Raw genomic sequence first — 23,034 nt, 5'->3', positions numbered from 1 at the left:
CTCGCTGAGCGAGGTGAATTCAGTCGACAGCCGCGCGATCAGGCGAGGATCGATGGCGAGATTCATGTCCGCCATACTTTCGACCTGGACGTTTGGTCACATGAGTAGAAACACCCGCGCTGCGCACGATTACTACGCGAGGGGGCGGGCCGGGCCGGAACTCGCCGGTCAGGCGGGGTGAACCGGGGCGGCCGCGCGGGCGACGGTGGCGCGGATCTCAGCGGTGATCAGGTCGGGGGCCTCGAGCATGGGGACATGGCCGAGGGCCGCGAGCGGGCGCACGTCGACGGTCGCGGTCGGGGTCAGCGGCATGTAGACGTGGGGCGGGAGGACGCGGTCGTTCAGCGGCAACAGGATGGTGGTGGGCACGGCCAGCTCGGCCAGGCGGGTGAAACCCGTTGAGAGATCCGGATCTTCGGCCAGGTCGTCGACGATGGCGCACTCGGTGATGGCGCCGGTCATGGCCTTGGCCAGGTAATTCGGGACGTCGGCGGGCCGGTTCGCGAGCAGGGGCAGGAGCAGGCTGCGCAGCGTCGGCAGGCTCGGCTGCTGGCCGGGGCCCAGGCCGATGAGCGGGCCGAAGGCGCGGAACTTGCGCAGCAGGGAGTCCGCGGCGGCCGGGGCCCGCCACAGGCCCGCGGGGGCGATGGCGGTGCAGGAGCGGGCACGGCCGCGGGCGGCGAGTTCCAGGGCGATCCAGCCGCCGAGCGAATTGCCCGCGATATGCGCGGTATCCCAACCGGATTCGTCGAGCAGGCGTTCGCAGTGGTCGACCAGGGCGGCGACGGTGGCCGGCCGGGCGGCCTCGGGTCCGCCCCAGTGACCGGGCAGGGTGGGGGCCAGGATGCTGTGGCCGGCCAGCTCGTCCAGGACCGAACCCCAGGACTGCCAGGTGAGCAGAACACCGTGCAGGAGCAGCAGCGGTTCGCCCTCGCCGGATCGATGCACTGCCTCCGGAATCTGGACGCCTTCCACCATGGTGGCGACCTTACATTCCGGATCCGATTGCCGCCGGGTCGGTTACGCGCCGTTGAGGAAGCGCTTCCAGTTGGTCCCGAAGGGATGCTTCGCCTTCACCGAGCTGAACCGCAGCCGGCCGTGCACGATGATGTGCAGCGGTCCGATGGGCGGGCCGTTGCGGACCTTGGTCTCGGCGCTGGACGCCACCAGGTCGAGGCTGTTCATATCGACGGTGGCCTCGGGCGGCACGATCAGCTCCAGCGAGCCGCAGATGTCGTCGACGTGGATCTCCACCACCTGGGTGGACATGACGGCCTGGGTGAAGTCCAGGCGCACACTGCCGCACAGGCTGTTGATCATCATCGACGGCGGCACCTGCCAGGCGCCCTTGCGTTCCACGCTGGACAAGCGGGCGCGAATCACATTGCCCGGCATGGCCGGTGCCATCGGCATGCGGTGCGCGGTCACGTATCGGGGCTGCGGCTGCGCGTACGGCGGCGGCGCGGCCTGGACGGGCTGGCCCACCAGGCGGACGCCCGGCAGATCGACCAGCACGGTATTGAGTTCGCCACGGGTCTTGGCCGCGAGCGCGGTGTCCATGCGCTCGGTGAATTCCCCCAGCGACAGCATGCCCAGCCCGACCGCGCGCTGCAGCAGCCGTCCGACATGTTCGCGTTCGACATCGGATACTCGCAGATCCCGGTCGCCGATCACGGCGTTGCCGGTAGCGATCGCGGAAACCGCTTCAGGACCTCCCATGCTTCGAGGCTAGCCAGCGCGGGGCCGCCACCGCATCAGGGCAATCCCTGATCCGCTCCCCCACTCGCGGCCCGGTCGACGGCTATTCCAGCCCCTGCTCGATGGCGTAGCGGGTCAGTTCGACGCGATTGCCGAGCTGGAGTTTGCGCAGGGTGGACTGGACGTGGTTCTCCACCGTGCGGTGGCTCAGGCTCAGCCGCGTGGCGATCTGCTTGGCGGACAAGCCCTTCGCCACCATGCGCAGCACCTCGGTCTCGCGGTCGGTGAGGGCGGGACGGTGGGGTTCGTCGCGGTCCTCGGGGGTGTTGGCGATGCGGCGGAACTCCCCCAGAACCAACCCGGCCAGGCCGGGGGTGAAAACCGCCTGACCGGCCGCGGTGGCGTGCACCGCATCCAGGAGTTCGGTGGCCGAGGCGCTCTTGACCAGGTAGCCGGTGGCCCCGGCCTTGATGGCGTCGAGGACGTCGTCGCGTTCGGCGGAGGCCGAGAGCACCAGCACCCGGGTGCGGGGTGAGACGCGCAGGACCTCGGCGGTGGCGTCCGCGCCGTTGCCGTCGGGCAGCTGCATGTCCATCAGCACGACCCGGGGCTGGACCGCGCTCGCGCGGGCCCCGGCCGAGCGCACCCCGTCGGCGGTGGCGACCACGTCGAAGCCGGCCTCGGCGAGGTCGCGGGCCACGCCTTCGCGCCAGATCGGGTGGTCGTCGACCACCATCACCGTGATCCGCCGCTCCGATTCAGACATATCCGCCTCCCGATCTCCTCGTCGTCCGCCAGCGGCCTCTCATTGTCGCCCCGCCAGCGGCACCCGGAACTCCCATTCCGCGCCCGCCCCCTCCTCGCCGTCCTCCGGCACGGCCTCGAACAGCAGGTGCGCGGTGCCGCCGAGGGCCGCGATGCGGCCCACGATAGAGCGTGAAACACCCATGCGCCCTTGGTCTTCGGCCTGGGCGAGGCGGCCGGGCGCGATGCCGGGGCCGTCGTCGCGGACGCTCACGATGAGTTCGTCGCCGGTGTCCTCCAGCAGCACATAGGCTTTCGCTCCAGGCCCGGCGTGCTGGACCACATTGGCGAGGGCGGCGGCCACGGCGGCGGCGATCTCCCGGGCCTCCCAGTGGCCCAGTGGCACCGGATCGCCGGGCGTCGAGACGAACACGGACGGCGTGGCCTGGGCGGTGAGCAGCGGGCGCAGGTCCTCCTCGGGGCCGCCGGCGTCGGCGCGGGCGCCCTGTTCGGAGATGAGCACCCGCAGCGCCACCTCCTGTTCGCCCGCGCGCTGCGCCAATTCCGTTGTCGGCCCGCCGATCTCGGTGCCGCGCCGCTTGATGTAGCTGAGCACCTGCAGGACCCCGTCGTGCACTTCCCGCGCCAGCCGTTCGCGCTCCTGGGCGGCCGCGGTGAGCCGCACCGCGCGTTGCAGTTGCGCGTGCGCCCGGCGGGCGGTGTTGGAGGCCAGGCCCAGGGCCAGGCCGGTCGAGATCAGGACCGGCAGGGTGGCGTCGCGCCAGACGTCGAAGTCCCATTGGGCGCGGGCGGTGATGACGGCGGCGGAAACCAGCAGGCCCGAGCAGACGCCGCCCAGCGGTCCCCACAGAATCGCCGCGGAGACAACGGCATTGGCCGCCCACAGCGTGGTGGGCAGCGTCTGATGGTGGTGGTACCAATCGTAGGAGGAGACCAGGCGGGTGGCGAAGATGAGGGCGATCACCACCAGGTGGTCACCGATCACGACGGCGGTGCGCACCCGCGGTTCGTAGCGAATCCGCCACTGCGACAACAGCACCGCCGAGATCCCCGACCACACCGCCATGATGGCGATCAGCGCCCAGCTCAGCCGCTGATCGGTGTAGTAGGACACCGAGGCGACCTGCTGCCCCACCGCGTACAGCAGCGTGACCAGCCGGAACGCCTGGACCGCTCGCCACAGCGGGGCGGAGGCGGCCCAGTCGGGATCGGGTTCAGTCCGCGTCGTCATCGGGGTTGTCGGGTTCGGCGTGGAACATGGCATCGCGCGGATCGCCGGAATGCAGATCCTGGTAGGCCTCTTCGGGCGAGTCGGCCAGCAGCGAACGCATGGCGGTATTGAGCACCGCCACGAACGGCACCGCGAGCAGACCACCGGCCAGACCGGCCAGCACCACGCCCGAGGCGATGGCCAGCACCACGGCGAGCGGGTGGATGCGCACCGCCCGGCCCATCAGCAACGGTTGCAGCACATGGCCTTCCAGCTGCATGACCGCGATGGTGATGCCCAGCACGATGAGCGCGGTCACGAGCCCCTTGGTCATGAGCGCGATGAACACCGCCACCGATCCGGCGATGAACGAACCCACGATCGGGATGAACGCGCCGATGAAGACCAGCGAGGCCAGCGGAAGCGCCAGCGGCACACTGAGAATGGCCAGGCCCGCGCCGATGCCGATGGCGTCCACGGCCGCCACCATGACCGTGGCCCGCACGAATCCGGTCAGCGTGCCGAAGCCCAGCCGCCCCGCGACCCGCACCCGGTCACGGTGTGCGGTCGGGACGAGCCGGGTGACGAACTCCCAGATCTGGTCGCCGCCGTAGAGGAAGAAGATGAGGATGAACAGGGTCAGGAACGCGCCGGTGAAGAATTCGGTGATGACCGTGGCGGTGGTGAGCGCCCCGTTCGTCAACGCTTCCTTGTTCGATTCGATGCTCTTGACGATGGTGTCGCCCGCATTGCGGATCTGATCGTTGCTCAGGTGCAGCGGTCCGTTGATCAGCCAGTCCTGTACCTGATGCACGGAGGTCGTGAACTCGCCCGACAACTCCGGCACACCGGAGACCAGCTTCTCGATGACGAAGGTCATGATCCCCGCGAGCAGCCCGAGCGACCCGACCAGCGCCACGAACACGCCGATCGCGCGGGGCACTCCGAACCGCTGCATCCAATTCACCAGCGGCGCCATCAGCGCGGCGCCCAGCAGCGCGATCGAGATCGGAATCGTGACCGCCGACAGCTTCCGGGCCAGGTAGGCGAGCGCGAGCACCGCCGCGAAGATGATCAGCATCCGCCAGCACCACTCGGCGGCCTGCCGCACGATCGGGTGCACGGCCTCGCCGTCCTGACGGCGCACGCCGCCAGACTTGCCGGATCTGCTGGACGCTGCCTGCACCTCGCTCACGCAGGCGAGCCTAACGGCCCGAACGTCCGCAGGCATGCACCCACGACATCGATCGCGGGTTCGCCCGGCTTGACGAGCGGTTCGGGTCCACGCAGGATCGATCACGGGATGGATGATTCGTGCTGGTAGGTCTGTTGGGTCCGGTGATGGTGGAGGCCGCGGACGGGACGCGGGCGGCGGTCGGGGGTCCGCGGGTGCGGGCACTGCTCGGATTGCTGGCGCTCGAAGCCGGGCGGGTGGTGCCGGCGGCGCGGCTGGTGGACGGGGTGTGGGGCGAGGACCCTCCGGCGGGGACCGGGAATGCCTTGCAGACCTTGGCGAGTCGATTGCGCACCGCGGTGCCGATGGTGCGCAACGACGGGGGCGGGTACGTGCTCGACGTGCCTCCCGAGGACGTCGACGCGCATCGGTTCGCGGGTGAGATCGAGGCGGGGCGGGCCTTGCTCGCGGAGGGGGAGACCGAGCGCGCCGCCAGGTGTTTCGATGCCGCGCTCGCCCTGTGGCGCGGGGAGCCGTTGGTCGATGCGGGGGACTCGGAGGTATTGCGCGCGGCGGCACTGCGATTGACCGAGCAACGGCTCGAAGGGATCGAATTGCGGGCCGACGCCCTGCTGGCGCTGGGCCGGGGTGGCGAGGTGCTGCGTGAGCTCCACGCGGAAGTCGCGGCCCACCCGTTCCGCGAGACGCTGGCCGCGCGACTGGTGCGGGCGCTGGCGGCGGCGGGACGACCGTCCGAGGCGATGCGGGAGTACCAGCGCGTCGAGGCCCTGTTGCGGGAGGAGCTCGGCACCGCACCGGCCGAGGTGTTGCGTTCGGCGCTGGCCGAATTGCACGCGGACGCACCCGCTGTATCCGCTGTATCCGCGATCGAGGAACCGGCCGTCCCCCGGGCGTCCGCGCCACCGCTGCCCCGGCGGCACACCAGCTTCGTCGGACGCGGACCGGATGTGGAAGGCGTGCGGCGGGCCTTGCGCGAGGCCCGATTGGTGACGCTGTCGGGTACCGGGGGCGTCGGGAAGACCCGGCTGGCCGTCGAGACGGTCGGGGCGCACGCCGCGGACTGGGCCGATGGTTACGCCTTCGTCGAACTGGCCGCGCTGGAACGGGAACGGGCCGACCGGCCGGCTGTGACCGCGGTCGGAGTCGCGATAGCGAACGTGCTCACGCGGTTCGAGGGACCCGACGAGCTGTGCTCGGGGTGGGCCGGAGTGCTGGAGCGGACGCTGTCCGGCCGCCGAATGCTGTTGGTACTCGACAATTGCGAGCATGTCGTGGAGGCGGTCGCGCGCCTGATCGACGATCTGCTGCAGCGCCTGCCCCTGCTGCGGGTGCTCACCACCAGCCGGGAGCCCATCGGCGTGGACGGCGAGCGACTGTATCCGGTCCGGACTCTGGACCTGCCCCGGGCCGAAGCCGATTTCCCGGCGGCCACTGCCTCGCCGGCGGTGCGGCTGTTCATCGACCGCGCGACCGCGGCGCTGCCGGATTTCACGCTGTCCGAGAGCAATTCGGCGGAGGTCCGCACCATCGTGCGCAGCCTCGACGGCATGCCGCTGGCCATCGAGCTGGCCGCCGCGCGCCTGCGGAGCCTGCCGCTACCGGAGCTCAGCGCACGGCTCGCCGATCGTTTTCGGCTGCTCACCAACAACACTCGGCACGCGGAACCGCGTCATCGGACGTTGCAGGCGGCCGTCGCATGGAGTTGGGAGCTGCTCACCGAAGCGGAAGCGGCTGCGGCCCGGCGGTTTTCGATCTTCGCGGGAGGCGCGAGCCTGGACGCCGCGACCCGGGTGTGCGGTCCGGACGCCATCGACATGGTCGACTCCCTGGTGGCGAAGTCGTTGGTGGACTTCGATGGGCAGCGCTATCGCATGGCCGAAACCATCCGCGCCTATGCCGCCGCGGAATTGACCGCGGCCGGCGAGGCGGACGAGGTCGCTCGCCTCCATGCCGACTGCTTCCTCGACTTCATCGACGCCGCGGCCCAGGGATTGCGCACAGCGGCACAACCCGATTGGCTCGCGCGGCTGATCACCGAACACGGCAATTGCGACGCCGCGCTGCGGTGGGCGCTGGACACGGGCGACGGCGAACGCGCGGTTCGCCTGTACGGGAATCTGGTCTGGTATTGGCTGCTGCGCGGCTTGCGCGGCGACATCTCCGCACGCCGCCGCGAGGTCCTCGCCCTGGTCGGCGACGCGCCGCCGCCGGAGTGCACCGGAGCCTATCTGGCCTGCCGGTACGCCGAAGAGCTGCCCGCGTACTTCACCAATATCTGGTGGGGTCAGATCCAGGACAGCACCGGGGAATTCGAGCGGCTGACGCGCTCGGCCCTCACCGAGAAACGGCCTCCGCACCCGATGTTCGTGCTCATCCTGGCGCTGCGTGACCTGCTCGGCGACGACGACGGCCTGCTGACCGAGTGCATCACCTCCGACGATCCGTGGCTACGCGGAAACGCACTGATCGCCAAGGGTTTCGATGAACTGGGCGGTGACCATCCGGCCCGCGCCCTGCCCACTCTCGAGGCGGCCGTGACCTGCCTGGGCAGGTATGGTGACGCCCGCTCGCACAGCCGCGCCCTGATCTCCCTGGCCAGCTATCGGACCCGAATGCTCGGCCTCGACAGCGCCCGCCCGCTGATCACGAGCGCGCTGGGCCTGCTCAACCCCGACCTGGGCGCCGGTGAGCGCATGGGGGTGCACCTCTTCGCGGCGGAGATGTACCTGGTCGGCGGCGATACCGACAGCGCGGCAACCCATCTCGAGCGGGCCGAGGCCCTGTTCACCCCGCACCTGATCCCCTCGCCCGGCCGCTTCCTGGCGGCGACGCAGGCGCACCTGGCCCACCTGCGCGGCGACAACGACCGCGCGCTGGAGCTGTTCCGGCGGATGTCGGAACAGCCGCTGCCCGCCGGACCCCCACCCGCCCGATGCCACGACACCGTCCGCTTCGTGAACCTGGTCTTCGTGAGCACCGTGTACGCGGCCACCCTGGTCGCGGCGGACCGGCCGGACGACGCGCTGCCCGAACTGGCCGTGGCCCGCGAGCTGGCCGCCCAGACCTCGGCGGCGCTGCTGGCCGAGGTCGGCATCGGTTACGCCCTGGTCGATCTCGCGCTAGGCGCGCCGGGTCGGGCGGCCCGTGTTCTCGGCGCGACCGACCGGATCAACCGCAGGGCCGGGGTGAGCCGGATCGGACCGTTCCGGCGACGGGCGCTCGACCGAGCGGAAGCCGCGCTCGGACCGGTGCGGTCGAGCTCGGAATTCCTTGCGGGCGCGCGGCTCACCGACGAAGAGGTGCTCGACCTGCTGCGTACCGCGCGCTGACAACGACCGTCAGCGAACGGTACGCACCGCGCTGGATCCTCGGGACACGCATCCCACCGATCCAGGAGTGTCATGTCCCTTCCCCCGGGTGAGCGCGCGATGAAGACGCTGGTCACCGCCGCTCACATCTACATGATCATCGGACTGATCTCCGGGTTCTACTACCGCGAGATCACCAAGATCCACCATTTCACCGGGCAGTCGGAACTCGGTGTCGTGCACACCCACGTGCTGGCGCTGGGCATGCTGTTCCTGCTCATCGTGCTGGCTCTGGAGAAGCTGTTCACGCTCAGCGCCCAGAACAGGCTGTACGGCTGGTTCTTCTGGCTGTACAACGGCGGCCTGGCCCTCACCGTCGCGGTCATGACGCTGCACGGCACCCTCACCGTGCTGGGCAAGGACAGCAACGAGGCCATCGCGCTGGTGGCGGGCCTGGGCCACATCCTGCTGACCGCGGGGCTGGTCGTCTTCTTCATCACGCTCGGCAAATGCGTCGGTGACAGCCGAACAGCGCGCACCGCAGCGGAATTCGCCGAGCAGGGGGCAGCGTGACCACCGGCGTGGACGGTGCGCTGTGGACGCGGGACGCGGTCTCGCTGGCGGCGATGATCGCGGCGGGCGAGGTCAGCGCGACCCAGGTCGTCGAGGCGCATCTCGAGCGGATCGAGCAGGTCGATTCCGGAATCGGCGCGCTCACCACGGTATTCACCGAGACCGCCCGGGCCGAGGCGGCCTCGGCCGACCGCCGGACGCCGACCGGGCCGCTGCACGGGGTTCCGGTCACCGTCAAGAACAACCTCGATGTCGCGGGCAGCCCGACCACCTGGGGCGTGGCGGCCTTCGGCCAGGCCGTCGCGACGGCGGACGCGCCCGCGGTGGCCGCACTGCGGCGGGCCGGGGCGATCGTCATCGGGCGAACGAACATGCCGGACTTCGCCACTCGCTGGCACACCGACAACGACGCGGCGGGCCCGACGGTGAATCCGTGGTATCCGACGCGCAGCCCCGGCGGTTCCAGCGGGGGCGACGCCGCCGCGGTCGCGGCGGGCATGACACCGCTGGGCCTGGGCACCGACTTCGGCGGTTCGCTGCGCGTCCCCGCCGCGTTCTGCGGAATCGCCTCCCTGCGCACCACGCCCGGCCGGGTGGCGGTGGCCTCGAGCCTGCCCGGGGCCGCACCCGGGCCGACCAACCAATTGTTCGCGGCGCCGGGGCCATTGGCGCGCACCGTGCGCGATCTGACGACCGCCTTCGAGGTCCTCAGCGACAGTGCCGACCCGCGCGACCCCGGCTGGATTCCGGTGCGCGACACGTCCGATACCGATCTCCCGGCCGTCGCCGTCATGCTCGGCGACGAGATCGATCCGCAGGTGCGGGCCGCGCTGGTCGGCTGCGCCGACGCCCTCGCCCACGCGGGACATCCGGTGGCCGAACTGGATCCGCCGCAAGTGGGCGAGGTGGCGGCCGACTACGGCCGGCTGGTCTCCACCGAGGTGGTGGTCCATCGCCGCGAAGCCATGCGGCGATTCGGCAGCACCGGCCTGAACGTCTTCGTGGACGCGGTGATCGACCTGTTCCCGCCGCTGGATCTGGCGGGCTACCTGACCGCGCTGGGCGAGCGCCTCACCCGCCGCACGGCCTGGTCCCGCTTCCTCGCGGAGCACCCGATCGTGCTCGGCCCGGTCTCGACCGAACTGCCCTGGCCGGTCGGCTACGACCTGGGCGGCACCGCCCAGGTCGCGACCATGTACGCGGCGCACCGGCTCACGATCGCCGCCAACTACCTGGCCCTGCCCGCGGTCACCGTTCCCGCGGGCCTCTCGGCAGAGGGCCTGCCCATCGGGGTCCAGCTGATCACCGCACCGTTCGCCGAGCTGCGCGCGCTGCGGGCCGCCGCCCATCTCGAGGCGGCCTTCCCGATGCCGACGCCGATCTCCCCCGCAACCTGCCCGACCACGCTGTAGAGAAGGGAATCCTCATGTCACACAACACTTTGCGCTCCGCCGTGCGCGGACGAGTACTGCTGCCCGGCGACGCGGAGTTCGAGGCCGCGCGGACGCCGTGGAATCTGAGCGTCGACCAGCCGGTCGCGGCGGTCGTCCACGTCGAGAACGCCGATGACATGGCCGCCGTGGTCCGCTACGCGCGCGACGCGGGTCTGTCGGTGACGGCTCAGCCCAACGGGCACGGCGCTTCCGGCGATACCGCCGGGGCCATCCTGGTGCGCACGCGCCTCCTCGATCGGGTCGAGGTGGATCCGGTGCGGCGACGCGCCCGCGTCGGCGCGGGCGCCACCTGGGGCGAGGTGCAGGCGGCGGCCGCGCCGCACGGTCTGACCGGGCTGGCCGGCAGCTCCCCGGTGGTCAGCGTCGTCGGCTATACCCTCGGCGGCGGATTGTCGTGGTTCGGCCGCGCGTACGGCTGGGCGGCCGACAGCGTCCGCGCCTTCGACATCGTCGACGCCGACGGCCGCGGCGCCCGGGTCACCGCGGAATCCGACCCGGAACTGTTCTGGGGACTGTGCGGCGGCGGTGGCGATTTCGCGCTGGTGACCGCGATGGAGTTCGACCTGCACCCGGCCGCGGCCCTTTTCGGAGGCACGATCGCCTGGCCGGCCGCGCACACCGAGGCGGTCCGCGACGCCTTCCTCGACATCACCGGCCAGGCGCCGCCCGAGCTCACCGTCTGGCTCAATCGGCTGCGGCTCCCGCAGCTGCCCCCGATGATCACGATCGCGGCCGCCTACCTGGGCGATCCAGCGCGCGGGCGGGAACTGCTGCGGCGCCTGGACACGATCGACGGCAAGCTCGGGGACACCCGCCGGGAGTTGTCCCCGGCCGAGGTCGGCGCCATCGTCCCCGAACCCACCGACCCCGCACCGGGCCTGGTCCGCACCGAACTGCTGACCGCGCTGGACGACACCGCCGCCGAGATCCTGCTGGACACATCGATCGATCCCCTGTTCGGCATCCAGCTCCGCCACCTGGGAGGCGCGCTCGCCGAGCCCACCCGGGGCGCGGTCCCGGCCTTCGCCGAGTCCTACTCCCTGGCTCTGCAGGCCGTCGGCTCCGACCCCGACACCGTCGCCGCCGCGCACGCCACCCAGAAGCGCATCGTCTCCGACCTGGGCGCCCGGGTCACCGGCCGCAAGCCCTACACCGTCCTGTCCCCCGGCGACAGCCTCGCCGACGTCTTCGACACCGGAACCCTCGACCGGCTGCGAACCCTGAAGCGGACCCGCGATCCCCACGGCGTCTTCCGCGCCAACTTCCCGATCCCCCACTGACCTTCGATTTCGAGCCCGAGCCCAGGCTTCTCCGTGCCGCGCCGCTGGTGATCCATCGCTTGCACGGTGAAGCCGAGGCGGGACGGGACCGCTAGATTGGTGATCGTGTCAGCGCCCTTGGAAGCGGTCAAACAGACCATGAAAACACGCTGGCCGCTGTATCTAGCTTCTATGCTCGCGGCCAACGCGTTCGGCGCTGTCCTGGTGTGGGCTTTCATTCAGTACGGGTTGCCGGTTCCGGAAGGGGAGACCAGTGCGACCCGGCAGACCGGGTTCTTGATTCCGACGGTCGTGGTGTTGGTGGCGGGGTTGTTGAGTGTGGCCGCGTCGGCGTTCATGCTGCGGCCGGTCATGCGGTGGCAGATGCGGGGTGGGCCGCCGTCGCGGCAGGAGCAGATGTCCGCGCTGCACGCGCCGCTGCGGCAGGCCATCGTGCATCTGGTGTTGTGGCTGGTCGGCGGTGGCGTGCTGGCGTCATTGATCATCGTGCGGACGCCGGAGCTCGCGGCGGCGGTGATCGTCACCGAATGTATGGCCGCCACCATCGTTTTCGGGTTCACCTACATGCTCGGGGAGCGGATTCTGCGGCCGGTCGCGGCCGAAGCGCTGACCACGGGGGCCTTCGATCACACGCTGACGCCGGGCGTCGGCACCCGGATGGCCATGACCTGGGGCATGGGCACCTTCGCGCCGACCATTGCCATCGTGCTGCTCTGCGTCACCCAGATTTCTTCTCGCGTCCAGTTCTCCGCGCAGTCGCTGGCCGTCTCGATTCTCCTGTTGTGCGGCGTGGTGATCATGCAGGCGCTGGCGCTTTCCATGCTCACCGGCTCCTCCATTTCCGATCCCATCCGCCAGCTCAGCCAGGCCATCGACCGCGTGCAGGAAGGCGCGCGGGATGTGCAGGTGGAGGTTTTCGACGGCTCGGAAATCGGGCTGCTGCAGGTTGGCTTCAACCGAATGATGGGCGAGGCCGCGAAACGGCGGGAACTGCAGGAATTATTCGGCCAGCACGTCGGTGAGGATGTCGCGCGGCGCGCGTTGGAGTACGGCACCGAACTCGGTGGTGAAACCCGATTCGTGGCCGTGTTGTTCGTGGATATGGTCGGTTCCACCGCGACCGCCGCGGAACGCCCGCCGACCGAAGTGGTCAGCCTGCTCAACGAGTTCTTCCGCGTCGTGGTGGATGTCATCGACCGGCACCACGGGCTCATCAACAAATTCATGGGCGATGCCGCGCTGGCCATCTTCGGTGCGCCGCTGGACCGTCCGGACGCGCCGACCGCGGCCCTGGCCGCCGCCCGTGAGCTGCGCGAAGCCCTGCGCGAGGTGGCCGGACTGGATATCGGCATCGGCGTCTCCGCCGGACTGGCCGTGGCCGGGAATATCGGTGGCGCGAATCGTTTCGAATACACCGTGATCGGCGATCCGGTGAACGAGGCCTCCCGTCTCACCGAACTCGCCAAGGACCGCCCCGAACGGGTCCTGACCTCGTCGAGCGCACTGTTTTTCGCCGACGAGAACGAGCAGCGGCATTGGCAGACCGGCGAAGAGGTACAACTGCGGGGACGCCGCCGGAAAACCCGCCTGGCCTGGCCCTTGGAAAGCACCGACCCGACTGATGCAGACGAGGCGGCGGCGAGTTCGTTAGGCTGACGACGTGACGGCCCATGGGGAGCCGGCCGGCGATCCTTCGCCGCCCGCGAATAACTCGAACCGGGGCAGGTTCTGGTGGGCCAAATGGGTTCTCGGCGCCGCCTTGGTGGCACTGCTGATTTCCGAGGGCACTTATCTTTATCCGCGCCTGCACGACTCCTGGAAGAACCTCACCGAAATCCATTGGGGCTGGGTCACGGCCTGCATCGTGATGGCGGCGGTTTCCATGAGCGGATTCGGCCGCATCCAGAAACAGCTGCTGCACGCCGGCGGCGTCGAGGTGAGCCAGCGCAAATCGGTGGCGGTGGTGTACGGCGCGACCGGCATGTCGCTGACCCTGCCCGCGGGCCAGGTGTTCTCGGCCGCCTTCACCTACCGCCAGACCCGGCGCTGGGGCGCGAGCCCGATCGTGGCGTCCTGGCAGCTGGTGATGTCGGGCGTGGTGGCGGCGGGCGGGCTGGCGCTGCTGGGCCTGTTCGGCACGGTGCTGGCCGGGGATCGGGTCGGCCCGATGAAGGTGATCCTGACGCTGGGCACCATCGCCGCGCTGATCGGCGCGGTCAACTACGTGTCCCGGCACCCCGGCGGGGTCGAGGCGCTGCTGCGCCGAATCCTGCAGTGGATCAACCGTATCCGGCATCGGCCCGCCGACACCGGGATGGACAAGGTCGCCGAGATCCTGTCCCAGCTGGAATCGGTGGACCTGGGCAAACGCGATGGCGCGTGGGTCGTGGTGTGGGCGGTGGTGCACCGGCTCGCCGATGTCGCCTGCCTCGGCTTCGCCTGCTACGCGGTGGGCGCCGACCCGCGCTGGTCCGCGCTCATGCTGACCTTCGCGGCCGGAAAAGCCGTCGGCACCATCCCTTTGGCCCCGGGCGGCATCGTCTACGTGGACGCCACCCTCATCTACTCGCTGACCGCGGCGGCCGGACTGCCCGCCGCCCAGGCGGTGGCCGCGGCCTTCCTCTACCGCCTGATCAGCTTCATCCTGGTGGCCATCGTGGGCTGGATCGTCTTCCTCTTCCTGTTCCGCAAACCGCAGGCCGATGACGCGGAGTACGAGAAAGAGTTCGAGCAGCGCGGCAATTCGCTGGTCACCGACCGTCGACCCCCCCGCCTCCCCGGACCTGCAGCGGACGACTGAGAGCCGTCACCGGTTTCGCACCCGTGCCTGCGTGGAGAGCCGAAACCATTGTGGACGTACCCGGGGAGTTACCCCGAACGTCACGAAATCAGTTGTCACCGTGGCAGTCGAAGAACGAGCCGGAGCGTCCTCGACCGGTTGGGATGCAGTGTCCCTGCATAGACGCGCCGAGACAGCTCGATATTCTGTGGCCCGTGAGGAAACTGGTGCCGTTCGTCGTGGATGTCGTGCTCGTCGTGGTCTTCTGCCTCCTCGGGCGACGCAGTCATGACGAGGCCGTGCTGGGGGCGGGCCTGCTGCGGACGTTCTGGCCGTTCGGCACCGGACTCGTGCTGGGCTGGGTGATCGCCGTCGCGGTGGCCTCGGGCCGGGAGGGGGCCAGCGCGGCGAAGCGTTTCGACGGCCGCACCCTGTGGCCGACCGCCGTCATCATCTGGCTGAGCACCCTGATCGGCGGCATGCTGCTGCGCGCGGTGTCCGGTCAGGGTGTCGTCTTCAGCTTCTTCCTGGTGGCCGCGAGCTTCCTCGGCCTGTTCCTGGTCGGCTGGCGCGTGGTCGCGCAGGCCGTGCGGACCCGCTAGTCCGGGGAAGCCAGCGACTGGAGCAGCCGGGCCGCCACCCGCGCGGTCAGGTCGCCGCTGTCCGGATCGTCGATGTGGATGGCGAAGGCCAGGTCACCCATGGTGGCGATGAGCCACCCGTTGTTACCGGTGGTGGCGCCGAAAGCCTGGACGTCGCGATACCGGTTGAGGGCGGCCATTTCCGGCGCGCCGACCCCGTCGTGCAGCATGGCGCGCAGCCGGTCGGTGGCGCCGCCGGGCAGCGCGGCCAGGTCGGCCTCGGTGGTGGCCGGCTGCCCGATGGTGATCATCGGCTTGGGCACCTGTCCGTTGGCGATGGCGGCCGCCGCGATGGCCATGCCCCAGGGGCTGGCCAGCAGCGAGTCGGCGGCATTGCCGCGACCCACGTTCTCGGCGGCGTTCTTGCCGGTGGGCAACCGGCCGGTGGTCTCGTCCAGACCGGGCACCTTGAAGTCGATGCCGATGCCGAGCAGGCTGGCCGCGTCCGCGGCGTCGCCGACCGAGACATCCTGCGGCGCCTTGTTTTTGGTGACCGCGGCGACATTCTTGAACAGCTCGATCATGCCGCCGACCGGATACTGCCCGGTGAAGGCGACATTGCCGCGCTCGCTGGCCTGGTTGTTCTCCGCGGCCGCGACGACCGCGCCGCTGGAGGGCTGGATGGCCACGACTGAGGTGGGCGAACCGGTGCTCACCACCGCGTCCTCGGCGGCGCGCTGCAGGCGCTGATCCATGGTGGCCGGGATGTCCGGTCCGGGCGGGCCCTGCTCACCGGCCAGCTGGGTGACGAAGGTGCCGTCGGGCTCGAACAATTGCACGCCCCAGCCGGAGTGGGCGTCGCGATTGTCCAGCCAGACCTTGGTGAAGGCGTCCGTCAACGGCGACCAGATGCGGCGGTCGGCGGTGACGAGCTTGGGCTGCTTCTCCAGCACCACACCCGGGATGGGGGCCATGCGCGGCTCGAGGATATTGAAGTCGCCGTCACGCAGGTTGACCGCGATGACGGGCTTGCCCTGCGAGGCCGAAAGTTGTTGCATCAGCGCCGGACCGTCGATGAGCGGCGCGACCGGTGCGATGGCGGCGGCCAGCGCGTTGGTGGAGGCGACCGGGTCGGTGATCTTGGCCGGGTCCAGCTTGACCACATTGATGGTCTGCTCGGTCATCAGCGGCTGGCCGACGATGTCGTTCACCTTGGGTGAGGGCTGGGCGAAGGTGCGCACCAGCTTGGCGCTGCGCTTGGCGTCCATCTGCGGCATGACCAGGGCCGGGTCCCACGAGATGCGCCAGCCCACACTGAGTTTGCGGACGGTGCCCTGCAGGTCGTACTTCCAGTCCTTCTTGTCGCCGAAGTTCCATTCGCCGGTCATGGAGAAGAGTCCGGTCGTACCGTCCAGTCCGATGTACTGGGTCATGCGGTAGTCAGGCTTGCCGGGATCGAGGCCCTCGAAAACTTGCTTCAGCGTTGCCGAAGCCCCCGCCGGATAGGAAGTCAGTCGCGACGCCCCGTCGTAGTCCTTCTTGTCGATCAGCGTGGCGAACTTCTCGACCACCGCCTCCGCACCCGTCGATCGCTCCCGAAAACCACATGACCCCATCGCGATCGCGACGGCCGCCACACCCGCGAGTGCGATTGCACCCCGTACCCGGAAGCGGCGGGATCCCCACACATCCATATCGCCCACTCTTCACTCTGGCCACATCAGCAACAGGTCCACGGTACCGCGCTCCGACTGCCCGCGGTTCCACCTTTCCACCAGGCGTGCTTGTTCTGAGCACCACCATAGTGCCGAAATCGGTCAGCAGTGACCACTTACATGATCACCGGTCGGTTACGGCCCCTGGCGTATTCGAGACTCTCCAGACCATTCGGTTCTCACTGGTGACAGCCTTCCGGGCCATTCGGACCGAACCCGGCGAACCTCGTTCTCCCAGAGCGGAATCCACTCGGCCGGAAACGACGTAACGTTGTAATCAGTATTACAACTCCATGAGGTAAGTGAGAGTGACCAATATGAGACACGGACATCGTGGACACGGATTCGGACGGACCGGAGGCTGGCAGCAGGCCGACCTGCCCGACGTCTCGGACGCCCCCGACTGGTTCGCTGGACGATTGCCAGCTGACTGGTTCACCGGTCCCGCAACCCTCGAGATCGATCGCGACGAGATCGTCGTGGTCGGCGAACTCCCCCTCCCCGCAGCCGAACCCGCCGACGCACCCTCGGAGGGCGAGACCCCGGCCGGCGTACCGCAGGCCACCCGCGAGGGCGTCATCGCCCGCTTCCGGGAGACCACCCGCCCCGCCCGCATGCAGATCGCCCAGGAGGCCCAGGCCCGCTACGGCCGCAATGTCGCCTGGGGCGTCACGGTCAACGGCGAGCGAATCATGTTCACCCACCTGGCCGTTCCGGTCATGACCCGGCTGCGCCAGCCCGAGCGCAAGGTGCTCGACACCCTCGTCGACTCCGGCGTGGCCCGCTCCCGCTCCGACGCCCTGGCCTGGACGGTCAAGCTGGCCGGCAAGCACGCCGAGGAATGGCTCGAGGAATTGCGCTCGGCCATGCGCAAAGTCGACGACCTGCGCTCGGAAGGACCGCAAGGGCTGTAGCCGAGGGGGACCGCAGGGTCTGTAGCCGTAGAGTGGGCCCATGCCCGCAACCGCCCCGATCCTGGTGCTCAACGGCCCGAACCTGAACATGCTCGGCACCCGCCAGCCCGAGGTGTACGGGGCGGACACCCTCGACGACGTGGTGGAGCTGTGCCGCAAGACCGCGGCGCGGTTCGACCGGGAAGTCGTGGCGTTCCAGTCCAATCACGAAGGGGCGCTGATCGACCGGATCCATTCCGCGCGCGGGATGGAATCGGGGATCGTCATCAACCCGGGCGGGCTCACCCACACCTCGGTGGCGCTGCGCGACGCGCTGGTCATCCCGGAGGTGCCGATCGTAGAGGTGCACATCAGCAATGTGCATGCCCGCGAAGAGTTCCGGCACCACTCCTATGTCTCGCCGATCGCCACCGCGGTGATCGCGGGCCTGGGGATCCAGGGCTACGCGGCGGCGGTCGAATTCCTCTGCACGCGCTGAAATCGCTGTTCAACGGGCCCGGCTCACTGTGAGCCGGGCCCTTTTTCATGCCCGGATAAATAGCTTGAGCCCGTCAAAATGTAGTAGATATGCTACATGCGATCCGTCTTCTACTACGGAGGGGAACCATGACGGTCGGCGAAGACGTCGTACTCGACGTCGAAAACCTGCGCATGCGCTACGGCACCCGCGATGTCCTGCGGGACGTCACTTTCCAGGCCCATCGCGGTGAGGTGCTGGCGCTGCTCGGTCCGAACGGCGCGGGCAAGACCACCACCATCGAAATCCTCGAGGGCTTCCGCATGCGCTCGGCCGGACGGGTCGAGGTGCTCGGCGCGGATCCCGCGCACGGGGACGAGGCGTGGCGGGCCCGGCTCGGCGTGGTGCTGCAATCCTGGCGCGACCACGGCAAGTGGCGGGTGCGCGAACTACTGGACTACCTGGGCATGTTCTACCCGCCCTACGCCACCGAGACCATCCAACGGCCTTGGAACACAGACGAACTCATCGCCGCCGTCGGCCTCACCGAGCATGCCGACGCGAAGGCGATGACGCTCTCGGGCGGGCAGCGCCGCCGCCTGGACGTGGCCATCGGCATTGTCGGGCGCCCGGAGCTGCTGTTCCTGGACGAGCCGACCGCAGGCTTCGACCCGCATGCCCGCCGCGAATTCCACGACCTGGTCCACCGTTTGGCCGACGACCAGCACACCACCATCCTGCTCACCACCCACGATCTGGACGAGGCCGAGAAGCTGGCCGACCGCATTCTCATCCTGGCCGGCGGGCGCATCATCGCCGACGGTTCCGCCGATCAGCTCTCGCGCCGCATCGCCGGTGAGGCCGAGGTGAAGTGGACCCGCGAGGGGCAGCGCTTCGTGCACACCACCACCGAGTCCACGAAGTTCGTCCATGAGCTGTTCAGACAGTTCGGCGAGTCGGTGGAGGAGCTCGAGGTGCGCCGCGCGTCACTGGAGGACACCTATATGACCCTGGTGCAGCGGTTCGAATCCGGCCAGGGCGACGACGAATTGCGCAGTCTCGAGGAGGTTGTCCGATGAAACCGACGGCACTCGTGAATCCGACGACGGTCGCGGTGAAGGCCGGTTTCCGTCGGGGCCGCATCGAACTGATCCAGACCCTCACCAACGGAATGGACCTCTTCGCACAGTTCTTCTGGCCGGTGGCCACCATGGTCGCGGCGTTCTTCATGCGGCACGGCACCTTCCAGGGCACGGGAGTGGGACTCGGCTCACTGGCTCTGCCCAGCCTGCTCGGCATGATCGTGGCGATCACCGGCATGGCAGGCGTCGCCCAAGGCTTGGCCATGGACCGCGAGGACGGAACCCTGCTGCGGGCCAAGGCCACTCCCAACGGCATGCTGGGGTATCTGATCGGCAAGGTCGTCGCGGTCTCGGGAATCACGCTGATACAGGTGGCACTGATCCTCGTCTTCGGGCTGACCGCCATCGGCGGCCTGCACCTGGACAGCGTCGGCGCCTGGACCACCCTGATCGGCATGCTGATCCTCGGATTGCTGGCCTGTCTGCCGCTGGGCGCGGTATTGGGCTCGGTGTTCGACAGCCCGCGCAGCGTCGGCTTCGTGACGTTACCCATCATGGGTCTCGTGGCGATATCCGGAATCTTCTATCCGATCAGCGGCCTGCCCGGCTGGCTGCAGGCGATAGCGCACGTGTTCCCCATCTACTGGCTGGGCCTGGGCATGCGCTCGGCCCTCCTTCCCGACAGCGCCGCGGCGGTGGAACTGAGCCACTCCTGGCGGCACCTGGAAACCGTGGCGGTGCTGGGCGCTTGGGCGGTACTGGGCTTCCTGCTGGCCCCGATGGTGTTGCGCCGCATGGCCCGCCGCGAATCCGGTGCGGCGGTGGCGGCGCGCCGCGAGAGGGCCATGTCACGTGCCTAGTGACGGCGATGTCATCTACAACCGGATCGCGATGCTGCGCGCCGAGCGCGGCATCTCGCGCCGAGAGCTGGCCGAAGCGCTGGGCGTGCATTACCAGACGGTCGGCTATCTGGAGCGCGGCGAATACAGTCCGAGCCTGCATCTCGCCCTGCGGCTCGCACAGTATTTCGAGGTGCCGGTGGAGATCATCTTCTCCACCGCGCCGTTTCCCCGCATCGGTTCCGAGACCGCCTGATCCCCTGCGGCTCAGGCGTTCTCGGGCACCGCGCCCATGAGTTCGTAGGTCGAGACCGCTGTGCCCGCAGCGGCGGTGGCGGCAATGGCCTTGCGCCAGAACGCCTGTGCCGTGTGCGAGAGGACGGCGTTCACGCCGACCTCCTCGCTGGCGTCGATGATGTGCTGCGCGCCCGCGTCCATCATCTTCAGGCTCGCCTCGTCGGCCCGGCCGCCGTCCTGGTTCCGCCGCGAGATCTCCTCCATGAAGTACGGGAAGGCGGCGTTGGAGCGCACCGCAAAGGGCACGAACTGCGCGATGTCGTGGCCGGAGCGGGCGATCATGGCCGTGGCCTGGTCGAAGGCCAGCAGCCAGGGGTGGAAGATGGTGAGCAGGCCCTGGTAGAAGACCTGCGCCAGACCGTCATCCGTGCCCAGATACTCCTGCGGGCTCAGCGGGCGCAGCAGCTCGGCGTGCGCGTCGAAGAGCGCCCGCGGGCCGCTGTAGAAGATGTACGACGCCGGATGCTCGATATTGTCGCCCGCCGACATGACTCCGCCGGAAAGGAATTCGGCGCCGTGTTCGCGCACCCAGGCCGCGCCCTGCCGAGCCTTCTCCGGCGAATCCGAGGAGAGATTGGCGATCACCTTGCCGCGCAGGTGATTCGCGGCCGAGCCCAGTACGTCGTACATGGCGGCGTAATGGGTGAGGCTGAGCACCGCCACCTCGTTGGCGTCGAGCGCCTCGGCGACGGTGGCCGCCCGCGCGGCGCCGAGTTCGACCAGATCGTCGGCCTTGCCGGGGCTGCGGTTCCAGACCGTCACCTCGACCCCGGCCTTCAGGAATGCCTTGACCATCGCGCGCCCCATCGGGCCGAGCCCGATGACGGTGACGGATCGTCGCGGATCAGACATGGTGTATCCCTTCGATTTCAACGGTTCGAATGCGGCGCGCTGAGATCGATGCTGGTCGCGATCGGTAGCCTCGGGAAGACCGCACCTTCGCGTGGGGTTGCTTACCTGAAGGTTCGAAATCTGGTCAGGAGGGCGTGATGAGTACCGAGGGTGACGCGGATAACACCGTGTGCGGCATGTCCGTGGCCATCGACGTGGTCGGCGGCAAATGGAAGATGCACCTGATGTGGGTGCTCGCCGAGGGCCCACAGCGCTTCGGCCAGATCCGCCGCCTGCTGACCGGGGTCAGCGAGAAGGTGCTCGCGGAGAACCTGCGCCAGCTGGAGGCCAGCGGCGTGGTGCACCGCGAGATCTACGCGGAAATCCCACCGCGCGTGGAGTATTCGCTCACCGAGCTGGGCTGGTCGCTCAGCGCGGCGCTCGAACCCCTCTCGGAATGGGGCGACCGCAATCGCGATCGCGTGCTGGGCCGCCCACTGACTTCCGCGAGCTAGGAACCCGCGATCCGAGCGCCGACCTGCTCCAGCAGCTCGGCCGCGTTAGCCATGCTGCGGGCCGGGTCGGGTTCCAGATCGGAAAGCGAGTAGGCACCGGCGAATCCGGCCGCGCGGATCTGCTCGGGGGTGAGCAGCAGGCGGCCCGCCACCGCGATCACCGGTACCCCGGCCGTGCGCGCGGCGTCCAGCACGCCGATCGGGGCCTTGCCGGACAGGCTCTGCGCGTCCAGTGATCCCTCACCGGTGATCACCAGATCGCCCTCGGCCAGCTGGGCGCGAAAATCGATCAGGTCGAGCACGAGATCGATACCCGAACGCATGCTCGCGCCCAACGCCGCCAGCGCCCCGAATCCGGTGCCGCCCGCGGCGCCCGCCCCCGGCTTGTCGGCCCATTCGGGTCCGAGGACCGCGGCCCAGTTCTTCAGTGCCGCATCGAGAGTGGCCACCTGGCCGGGGTCCGCGCCCTTCTGCGGTCCATAGACGGCGGCCGCCCCGTTCGCACCCAGCAGGGGATTGTCCACATCGCTGGCCAGCGTCAGCTTGGCGTCGACCAGCCCCGGGTGCAGATCGCTGCGATCGACGTGCACAGCGCGCGCGAGTGCCGCTCCACCGCAAGGCAATTCGTTGCCGTCCGAGTCGAGGATGCGCAGCCCCAGGGCCTGCAGCATGCCCGCGCCGCCATCGGTGGAGGCGCTGCCGCCGAGCCCGAGCACGATGTCGCGGGCGCCCCGGTCGAGCGCGTCGCCGATCACGTCACCCACCCCGTAGGTGCTGGCGTGCAGCGGATCCAGTTGTCCGCCGGGCAGATTCACGAGTCCGCTGACCGCCGCCAACTCCACCACGGCCGTCGACCCGCGCACCGCGTAGGACGTCCGCACCGGCGCGAGCGTCGGCCCGTAGCTCTCGACCTCCACCCGCTCCCAGCCCGCCGCCACGAACGCGTCGACGGTGCCGTCCCCGCCGTCGGCGATGGGTGTCGTCCGGCAGGTGGTTCCGGGTGCGGCCCCGGTGATGCCCGCTGCCAGCGCGGCCGCGACCTGCGCGGCGGTGAGGGAGCCCTTGAATTTGTCCGGAGCCAGCAATACCCGGCGCGGCGGTGGGTTGGTCATCCATACATTCTGATCATTGATGTGGGAAGCGACACGCCCGGAGCCACCCTTCACCCAAACGGACAAAATGCCGTGGCGAGCGCACTAACGTCGCATCCATGTCGAGTCAGTCGATCGAGGTCCGCAAGAACGCCGCATTGGATCGGTTCGAGTTGTACATCGACGATTACCTCGCCGGTGTCGCGGCCTACCAGGACACCGCCAACGAGCGCGCCTTCGTGCACACCGAGATCTATCCACAATTCGAGGGCCTGGGCTACGGCCGCAAGCTCGTGCAGGGCGCGCTGGACCAGACCCGCGACGAGGGGTACGGCATCCTGCCGATGTGTCCGATGGTGCACCACTTCGTCGAATCCCGGCCCGAGTACCTGGCCCTGGTGCCGCAGTGGTCCAGAGAGCGCCTGAACCTACCTCAGGGTTGAGAGCCCG

General features: G+C 69.3%; 22 protein-coding genes. 14 read left to right on the top strand and 8 right to left on the bottom strand.

The genetic code is table 11. The annotated features are described in order from the left end of the window. Positions 1 to 168: 168 nt before the first annotated feature. The 5 genes from GPX89_RS22900 to GPX89_RS22880 form a co-directional block, all read right to left on the bottom strand. Complete coding sequence (locus tag GPX89_RS22900; protein WP_157389617.1) at positions 169 to 978, bottom strand: alpha/beta fold hydrolase; 810 nt, start codon at positions 976 to 978, stop codon at positions 169 to 171. Between the two features lie 42 nt (positions 979 to 1,020). After that, a complete protein-coding gene (locus GPX89_RS22895; RefSeq protein ID WP_157389616.1) occupies positions 1,021 to 1,719 on the bottom strand; it encodes a DUF1707 SHOCT-like domain-containing protein in 699 nt (232 codons plus the stop codon). Positions 1,720 to 1,801: 82 nt separating this feature from the next. Next, positions 1,802 to 2,464: a response regulator gene (locus GPX89_RS22890; protein WP_157389615.1), complete on the bottom strand. Its 663-nt coding sequence runs from the start codon at positions 2,462 to 2,464 to the stop codon at positions 1,802 to 1,804. Positions 2,465 to 2,503: 39 nt separating this feature from the next. After that, positions 2,504 to 3,694 carry a MacS family sensor histidine kinase gene (gene macS, locus GPX89_RS22885; RefSeq protein WP_235947761.1) on the bottom strand — a complete coding sequence of 397 codons (1,191 nt, stop codon included), beginning with the start codon at positions 3,692 to 3,694 and terminating at the stop codon, positions 2,504 to 2,506. Next, positions 3,678 to 4,868, bottom strand: a complete 1,191-nt coding sequence (locus tag GPX89_RS22880) for an AI-2E family transporter (protein ID WP_407939467.1) — start codon at positions 4,866 to 4,868, stop codon at positions 3,678 to 3,680. Before GPX89_RS22880 ends, macS begins: the two co-directional genes overlap by 17 nt. Before the next feature lie 119 nt (positions 4,869 to 4,987). On the opposite strand from GPX89_RS22880, the gene GPX89_RS22875 reads away from it, so the two are divergent. The 7 genes from GPX89_RS22875 to GPX89_RS22845 all read left to right on the top strand — a co-directional run bounded on the left by GPX89_RS22875 (position 4,988) and on the right by GPX89_RS22845 (position 14,864). Next, positions 4,988 to 8,197 (top strand): ATP-binding protein, encoded by a 3,210-nt coding sequence (locus tag GPX89_RS22875; protein ID WP_157389612.1) that lies wholly within the window; start codon positions 4,988 to 4,990, stop codon positions 8,195 to 8,197. Between the two features lie 72 nt (positions 8,198 to 8,269). Then, positions 8,270 to 8,749, top strand: coding sequence for a DUF2871 domain-containing protein (locus GPX89_RS22870; protein WP_235947758.1), 480 nt, complete (start codon positions 8,270 to 8,272; stop codon positions 8,747 to 8,749). Further along, the gene (locus tag GPX89_RS22865; RefSeq protein WP_157389611.1) at positions 8,746 to 10,161 is read left to right on the top strand and encodes an amidase; all 1,416 of its coding nucleotides are present in this window, start codon (positions 8,746 to 8,748) and stop codon (positions 10,159 to 10,161) included. Before GPX89_RS22870 ends, GPX89_RS22865 begins: the two co-directional genes overlap by 4 nt. 14 nt (positions 10,162 to 10,175) lie before the next feature. After that, on the top strand, positions 10,176 to 11,483 hold the full coding sequence (locus tag GPX89_RS22860; protein WP_157389610.1) for an FAD-binding oxidoreductase: 1,308 nt from the start codon (positions 10,176 to 10,178) through the stop codon (positions 11,481 to 11,483). Positions 11,484 to 11,621: 138 nt separating this feature from the next. Further along, entirely contained in the window at positions 11,622 to 13,139 is a 1,518-nt protein-coding gene (locus GPX89_RS22855) for an adenylate/guanylate cyclase domain-containing protein (protein WP_157389920.1), read from the top strand. A gap of 4 nt (positions 13,140 to 13,143) precedes the next feature. Further along, on the top strand, positions 13,144 to 14,283 hold the full coding sequence (locus tag GPX89_RS22850) for a lysylphosphatidylglycerol synthase transmembrane domain-containing protein (RefSeq protein ID WP_328602192.1): 1,140 nt from the start codon (positions 13,144 to 13,146) through the stop codon (positions 14,281 to 14,283). Between the two features lie 194 nt (positions 14,284 to 14,477). Then, entirely contained in the window at positions 14,478 to 14,864 is a 387-nt protein-coding gene (locus GPX89_RS22845; protein ID WP_328602191.1) for a DUF3054 domain-containing protein, read from the top strand. Here GPX89_RS22845 and GPX89_RS22840 read toward each other — a convergent pair. Next, the gene (locus GPX89_RS22840) at positions 14,861 to 16,414 is read right to left on the bottom strand and encodes an NTF2-like N-terminal transpeptidase domain-containing protein (protein ID WP_328602190.1); all 1,554 of its coding nucleotides are present in this window, start codon (positions 16,412 to 16,414) and stop codon (positions 14,861 to 14,863) included. The genes GPX89_RS22845 and GPX89_RS22840 overlap by 4 nt on opposite strands. A 461-nt stretch (positions 16,415 to 16,875) precedes the next feature. Here GPX89_RS22840 and GPX89_RS22835 point away from each other — a divergent pair, with 461 nt between their 5' ends. The 5 genes from GPX89_RS22835 to GPX89_RS22815 all read left to right on the top strand — a co-directional run bounded on the left by GPX89_RS22835 (position 16,876) and on the right by GPX89_RS22815 (position 20,106). After that, positions 16,876 to 17,472 (top strand): hypothetical protein, encoded by a 597-nt coding sequence (locus GPX89_RS22835; protein WP_157389917.1) that lies wholly within the window; start codon positions 16,876 to 16,878, stop codon positions 17,470 to 17,472. A 40-nt stretch (positions 17,473 to 17,512) separates the two neighbouring features. Next, positions 17,513 to 17,950 (top strand): type II 3-dehydroquinate dehydratase, encoded by a 438-nt coding sequence (aroQ, locus tag GPX89_RS22830; RefSeq protein WP_157389608.1) that lies wholly within the window; start codon positions 17,513 to 17,515, stop codon positions 17,948 to 17,950. 128 nt (positions 17,951 to 18,078) lie between these two features. Next, entirely contained in the window at positions 18,079 to 19,008 is a 930-nt protein-coding gene (locus GPX89_RS22825) for an ABC transporter ATP-binding protein (RefSeq protein WP_157389607.1), read from the top strand. Further along, positions 19,005 to 19,871, top strand: a complete 867-nt coding sequence (locus tag GPX89_RS22820; RefSeq protein ID WP_157389606.1) for an ABC transporter permease — start codon at positions 19,005 to 19,007, stop codon at positions 19,869 to 19,871. The genes GPX89_RS22825 and GPX89_RS22820 overlap by 4 nt, the downstream gene beginning before the upstream one ends. Continuing rightward, a complete protein-coding gene (locus GPX89_RS22815) occupies positions 19,864 to 20,106 on the top strand; it encodes a helix-turn-helix transcriptional regulator (RefSeq protein ID WP_328602189.1) in 243 nt (80 codons plus the stop codon). The genes GPX89_RS22820 and GPX89_RS22815 overlap by 8 nt, the downstream gene beginning before the upstream one ends. 11 nt (positions 20,107 to 20,117) lie before the next feature. Here GPX89_RS22815 and GPX89_RS22810 read toward each other — a convergent pair whose 3' ends face one another. Beyond that, positions 20,118 to 20,999, bottom strand: coding sequence for an NAD(P)-dependent oxidoreductase (locus tag GPX89_RS22810; protein WP_157389605.1), 882 nt, complete (start codon positions 20,997 to 20,999; stop codon positions 20,118 to 20,120). Positions 21,000 to 21,136: 137 nt separating this feature from the next. Between GPX89_RS22810 and GPX89_RS22805 the strand changes: the two genes are divergently transcribed. After that, positions 21,137 to 21,493 carry a winged helix-turn-helix transcriptional regulator gene (locus GPX89_RS22805; RefSeq protein ID WP_157389604.1) on the top strand — a complete coding sequence of 119 codons (357 nt, stop codon included), beginning with the start codon at positions 21,137 to 21,139 and terminating at the stop codon, positions 21,491 to 21,493. Here the strand turns inward: GPX89_RS22805 and GPX89_RS22800 are convergent. Next, positions 21,490 to 22,605, bottom strand: a complete 1,116-nt coding sequence (locus GPX89_RS22800; RefSeq protein ID WP_157389603.1) for a glycerate kinase — start codon at positions 22,603 to 22,605, stop codon at positions 21,490 to 21,492. The two genes, GPX89_RS22805 and GPX89_RS22800, sit on opposite strands and share 4 nt — an antisense overlap. 98 nt (positions 22,606 to 22,703) lie before the next feature. On the opposite strand from GPX89_RS22800, the gene GPX89_RS22795 reads away from it, so the two are divergent. Continuing rightward, positions 22,704 to 23,027, top strand: coding sequence for a GNAT family N-acetyltransferase (locus GPX89_RS22795; protein ID WP_157389602.1), 324 nt, complete (start codon positions 22,704 to 22,706; stop codon positions 23,025 to 23,027). Positions 23,028 to 23,034: the final 7 nt, after the last annotated feature.

The sequence above is a fragment of the Nocardia terrae genome (genome assembly GCF_009760405.1).
Lineage (GTDB): Bacteria > Actinomycetota > Actinomycetes > Mycobacteriales > Mycobacteriaceae > Nocardia > Nocardia terrae.
Note: the sequence above shows the minus strand (reverse complement) of the source record. Positions and strands in the feature narration are given on the sequence as shown.